Annotated in this window: 4 protein-coding genes and 1 pseudogene; 4 read left to right on the top strand and 1 reads right to left on the bottom strand. The window is 37.4% G+C overall.

Annotation, left to right across the window (positions count from 1 at the left end; genetic code table 11):
- Nucleotides 1-398: 398 nt before the first annotated feature.
- Both AC1DRF_RS15675 and AC1DRF_RS15670 read left to right on the top strand, forming a co-directional pair.
- On the top strand, nt 399-1,172 hold the full coding sequence (locus AC1DRF_RS15675) for an EAL domain-containing protein (protein ID WP_477741101.1): 774 nt from the start codon (nt 399-401) through the stop codon (nt 1,170-1,172).
- Between the two features lie 224 nt (nt 1,173-1,396).
- On the top strand, nt 1,397-3,370 hold the full coding sequence (locus tag AC1DRF_RS15670) for a sensor domain-containing protein (RefSeq protein WP_477741100.1): 1,974 nt from the start codon (nt 1,397-1,399) through the stop codon (nt 3,368-3,370).
- 23 nt (nt 3,371-3,393) lie between these two features.
- On the opposite strand, the gene AC1DRF_RS15665 is transcribed toward AC1DRF_RS15670, so the two are convergent.
- Nucleotides 3,394-3,708, bottom strand: coding sequence for a winged helix-turn-helix transcriptional regulator (locus AC1DRF_RS15665; protein WP_057239017.1), 315 nt, complete (start codon nt 3,706-3,708; stop codon nt 3,394-3,396).
- Nucleotides 3,709-3,997: 289 nt separating this feature from the next.
- Here AC1DRF_RS15665 and AC1DRF_RS15660 point away from each other — a divergent pair.
- A pseudogene (locus tag AC1DRF_RS15660) lies at nt 3,998-4,836 on the top strand (GRP family sugar transporter).
- A gap of 62 nt (nt 4,837-4,898) precedes the next feature.
- On the top strand, nt 4,899-5,464 hold a 566-nt coding region (locus AC1DRF_RS15655), incomplete at its 3' end, for an SDR family NAD(P)-dependent oxidoreductase (RefSeq protein ID WP_477741099.1).

The raw sequence follows: 5,464 nt of genomic DNA, 5'->3' as shown, positions 1-5,464 counted from the left end.
GAACAGGTGAGACCCCGCCCGCAGGAGTGCAAGCGACGAGGAGGCTCAGCGGCCGCCCGCGGAAAGCGAAGCCATGCACGGAAATCAACCGCGGTGTTACAAGCAATCTACACTAGTCCATTTATCTAATTTACTCATCTTTAGATGGGGGGTGAGTTACTTATGTCTCAATCTCTTTTTTTAAAACATCCTTTACAGCTTATCTATCAAAAGCATAAAAGCCTCTAAAACACTTCTTTGTTGCTATCATAAGCCCCCAGCAAGTCTCAAAACACCTAAATCGCCTAATGGAATCTCTTACTTTTAATGGACAATTATCTGTTTTTAGGATATATTTTTATAAGTTTAGGTTATGGAAGAAATAGTATATTGAAAACGAAAGGTGATTAAACGAAAGAATGGATGCTCATGTGTTAAAGGAACTGACGTATGAAGACTTTCAGTTTGTATATCAGCCTATTTATGTGTTGAACTCGTGGGAGACGCTTGGTTTTGAGGCTTTGCTGCGCACGGCTTTCGCAAAAGGGCAGATTGAAGAGTTGTTTTCACTGGCAAGACGCCATAATTATTTGTACAAGCTTGATACGATGGCAATTGAAGGAGCGATCAAGCACTTTCCGTTTGATGTGTTGAAATCAGAGGATGTATTTATCAATGTGTTTCCATCTACTCTTCTCCATCCCCATTTTCAACTATTTTTAACGTATCTGTTGAACACCTATAAAAACGCCAAGCATCGCATTGTATGGGAGTTAAATGAAACGCTTCATGAAAAGATTTTATGGGAATCGCCTGCTCTTTTTGCCCGAGTAATGAGTTTGAAAGAGGCCGGTTTCAAAATTGCGATTGATGATTTTGGAGCAGGGGCTGCAGCGATGAGACAAGTGAGCATGTACGAACCTCACTATATGAAGCTGGATCGAAGCTATGCTGAAGGGCTAGCTGACTGCAAGCAAAAGAAAGATCTGATTGATTTGCTTGTTAACTATTATCCGCATACGAATCTCATTTTAGAAGGCGTTGAACGAGATAAAGATTTAGCCGCAGCGATTTCGTTAAACCTACATGCTGCTCAGGGCTATTTACTGGGCACGCCGCAGTCGATCTCTTCCTACTTAACTTATAATAAGTACCGCAGTTTATTCAGACGAGAAAGGCTGCTGAACTCTTAAACCATACACTTCACTAAATAGATAATTTATCGTAATATGAGAACGGGTAATTAGACTTATATGCAACGCAGATGTCTTAAATTTTTATAAAATTATGTGATTTTGTGCGATTGTTAAAATATTTTAAGGGATAAAGAAGATGTGTTGGCTTGGTAGAATGAGTAAATTGCATATCAAAACAAGACGTTTAGTGAAATTCCAAAGGCAGATGGAGGATATTTAGTATGTATAGTGAAGGGGTATTCCAATTTTATTTTATGAATATGCCGCAGCCTGTTATTTTAATTCAGCAAGAAAAACATCAGCTATATTATAAAGAATGTAACAAAGCAGCTCAGCAATTCTTTGACAAAATGGAAGACAAGATAATCAATAAAGAAGAAAATCTGCTTTTTTACACACTTTGTGAAAAAGCTATTGCCACGAAAGAACCGATTCAATATCAATACATACAGCTTTTTCAGCCCGACCGGCATGCATATGAAGTAACATTTACCCCTCTTTTTAATCAAGCGACAACCCCTTCACATGTCCTTGTCATGGCTCAAGAAATTCATTATAAAAAAACGMAGGAAGAGAGCACGCGCTTACTCGATGCGTTTTTAGAAAATACGGTAGACGCCATTTTAATTGCTGATTGTGATGAGAAGGTCTTAACAGTCAATGGTGCATTTGAAAAGCTATTTCAGTGGAGAAAAGAAGAAGTTATAGGAAAAAGCCGTCAAGAGATGAACATCGTGTCAAAGAAAGAGGAAAAAGCAAACCTTAAATTAATAGCAGAATTAAAAAATGGCAAGGCGCTGCCTCCTTATGAAACAGTCAGGTACACAAAAAGCGGCGAAAGCGTGTGTGTCTCTGTCAGCTGTTCACCGATTTATGACTATCAAAATCAACTGGTCGCCTATTCGGTGATTTACCGGGATATCACAGCTATTAAAAGATTAGAATTGGAGCTCATAAAAAGCAAACAGTGGTATAAATCGCTATTTACAAACCACCACCACGCGGTTTGTATGCTGAATTTGAACGGCACGATTTTAAATATAAACAGCGCATTCTTGGAAACGCTGCAGCTTTCTGCAAGCGATGTGCTGCATCAAAATTACCGAGATATTGCTAAAAGACTGGGAGCCTGTAATTACAAGTCTTGGAATGTATATGAAGAAATTAGCTATAGTACAGAACTAACATTCCGCAGAAGTCAACATTCCGCACAGCACGTGTTTATTACCACCATTCCTGTTAAAGTAAATAATCAAACGGTGGGGGCTTATGCAATCTTACACGATATTACGCCTCAAAAAGAAGCAGAAGAACAGCTGGCTTATACGCTGAAAGAACTTGAAAATATAAAATATGCGCTTGATGAATCAGCTAGCGTTATGATTATAAATGCAAGTGGAATTATTACCTATGTAAATGATATGTATGTACAGTATTCAGGCTATGAAAAAGAAGATTTATTAGGGAAGTATTATCGAGATGCAGAGCTTCATCATGACCACCATGAGCTGCTTGAAACAATAAAAAACGGAAAAGTATGGCGAGGGCAGCTTGAAATGGAGACGAAGCATCATCAGTCATACTGGGTATCGAAAACAATTGTGCCGTTAAAAGATATAGACGGAAATATTACTCATTATGTATCCATTCACAATGATATTACTGAACAAAAAGCGCTAGAAAATAAACTTCATTTTGAAGCCACTCACGATAGTTTAACAGGTCTTCCCAACCGGGCGATGTTATTAAAAGAGTTAAACAAAGTAATTGAAAACGGGCAGCGGAAAAGCGATGAGTTTTTTGCGCTTTTGTTTCTCGACTGTGATAATTTTAAGCAGATTAACGATGAATATGGCCATCATATAGGCGACGAATTTCTAAAAGCATACACGAAGAGATTAAAAAGCTGTGTACGGAAAGGCGATCGCATTTATCGTTTGGGCGGAGACGAGTTTATCATTATTTTAAACGTAACAAATGGACGGGAAATTGAACAAATTGCTGGGCGGATTCATGTATCTCTTCAGCAAAGTTGGAATGTACGGGGCTATTGTTTACGCACCACAACTACCATCGGAGTGTCTATTTATCCAGAGGACGGGGAATCGGCTGCTTTATTATTAAAAAATGCAGATGATGCGTTATACAAAGGAAAAAGAGAAGGGAAAAATAATTATATCCTCTATCAAACGTAAAAAAAGCCTCACTGGAGGCTTTTTTATTTTATCCATGTTTTTGCCCACTTACTGACGGGTCCTAAGATCATACCAAGCTCTGATCCTTTTTTAGTTAAGATATATTCAATGCGAACGGGACGTTCAGGAATAACGTGCCGAATCACAATTCCTTCTTCTTCCAGCTCTTTCATTCGTTCGGTTAACATTCGTTTACTTAAAGAAGGAATGCTGCTGTGAATTTCACTAAAGCGTTTAGGTCCGCTCATAAGGACATAAATAATTAATCCATTCCATCTTTTTCCTATTATATCGAATGTTTTCCACACTTTTGGACATAAATCATCAAAATCATTCATTGATGTCACCTGCTTTATTGTATATAGGATATTAAAAGTAACCACTGTAATGTTATTATATACTAACATTTGGATAATGAAAAGGCTATCTTTTTTTATTTTCAAAACTTTCAGTAGCTTGGAAACGCTGTATTGTAAAGTATTCAAAAAAAGTCACAAAATCGACATATTATTGTTGACGTATCAAGAAAAAAGGTCTAAGATTGGTTACATAAAGTTACCTAGTTAAATAAAAGGTACTTTAAATTTACAATTACATCAAGAGTTTGAGAAAGAAGGTTAGTATCAAATGGATATCCTTTTGGCTATTCTTCCTGCGATTTTCTGGGGAAGTATTGTCCTGTTCAACGTTAAATTGGGCGGAGGTCCTTACAGTCAAACGCTTGGGACTACAATTGGTGCGCTGATCTTTTCAGCCGTTATTTACTTCGTAGTTCATCCCGTATTGACGCCGCTTATTTTTATTGTCGGAATCGTTTCAGGATTATTTTGGGCAGTTGGGCAAAGTAATCAGTTGAAAACGATTGATTATATTGGTGTTTCAAAAACCATGCCAATTTCAACTGGTATGCAGCTTGTGACGACATCATTGTTTGGTGTTATCGTATTTCACGAGTGGTCAACAACAACAACTGTTATTTTAGGCGTGTTAGCTCTTATTTTCATTGTTATTGGTATCGTGCTAACATCACTAGAAAGCGAAAAAAACCCAGAGCAATCTGGACAATTCAAAAAAGGGATTATTACCCTTATTATTTCAACAATTGGATACTTAGTGTATGTAGTTGTCGCTCGTTTATTTAATGTAGACGGATGGTCGGCGCTATTCCCACAAGCTATTGGTATGTTAATTGGTGGACTTATACTTACTTATAAACACAAACCGTTTAATAAATACGCAATTCGCAACATTATTCCAGGGCTGATTTGGGCAGCTGGTAACATGTTCTTATTAAAGTAGGGGTTGCAACAAGCTTCTCATTATCACAAATGGGAATTGTTATTTCAACGCTTGGCGGTATCTTCTTACTTGGAGAAAAGAAAACAAAGCGTCAGCTTATTTCAATTACGATTGGTATTGTGCTCATCATTTTAGGTGGCGTATTCCTCGGAATGGCTAAAAGTTAACGTTTACGTAAAAGTTAATGATAGTATGTATGAATAAATGAAAACACTAGGAGGATTTTATTATGTATACAGATTTAAAAGATAAAGTAGTTGTAATTACAGGTGGATCAACAGGTTTAGGACGCGCAATGGCTGTTCGTTTCGGTCAAGAAGAAGCAAAAGTTGTTATTAACTATTACAACAATGAAGAAGAAGCTTTAGACGCGAAAAAAGAAGTAGAAGAAGCAGGCGGACAAGCAATCATCGTTCAAGGCGACGTAACAAAAGAAGAAGACGTTGTAAATCTTGTTCAAACAGCTATTAAAGAATTCGGTACATTAGACGTTATGATTAACAACGCTGGTGTTGAAAACCCAGTTCCTTCTCATGAGCTATCTCTAGATAACTGGAACAAAGTTATTGATACAAACTTAACAGGTGCATTCTTAGGAAGCCGTGAAGCAATTAAATATTTCGTTGAAAACGACATTAAAGGAAATGTTATCAACATGTCTAGCGTTCACGAAATGATTCCTTGGCCATTATTTGTTCACTATGCAGCAAGTAAAGGCGGTATGAAACTAATGACGGAAACATTGGCTCTTGAATATGCGCCAAAAGGTATCCGCGTAAATAACATTGGACCAGG

Source organism: Priestia sp. P5_B4 (assembly GCF_056400385.1).
This window is presented reverse-complemented; position numbering and strand designations above follow the sequence as displayed.

What these genes read in the sequence shown, in the direction of transcription:
- AC1DRF_RS15675 (WP_477741101.1), top strand. Translation starts at nt 399, where the DNA reads ATGGATGCTCATGTGTTAAAGGAACTGACGTATGAAGACTTTCAGTTT.
- AC1DRF_RS15665 (WP_057239017.1), bottom strand. Translation starts at nt 3,708, where the DNA reads ATGAATGATTTTGATGATTTATGTCCAAAAGTGTGGAAAACATTCGAT.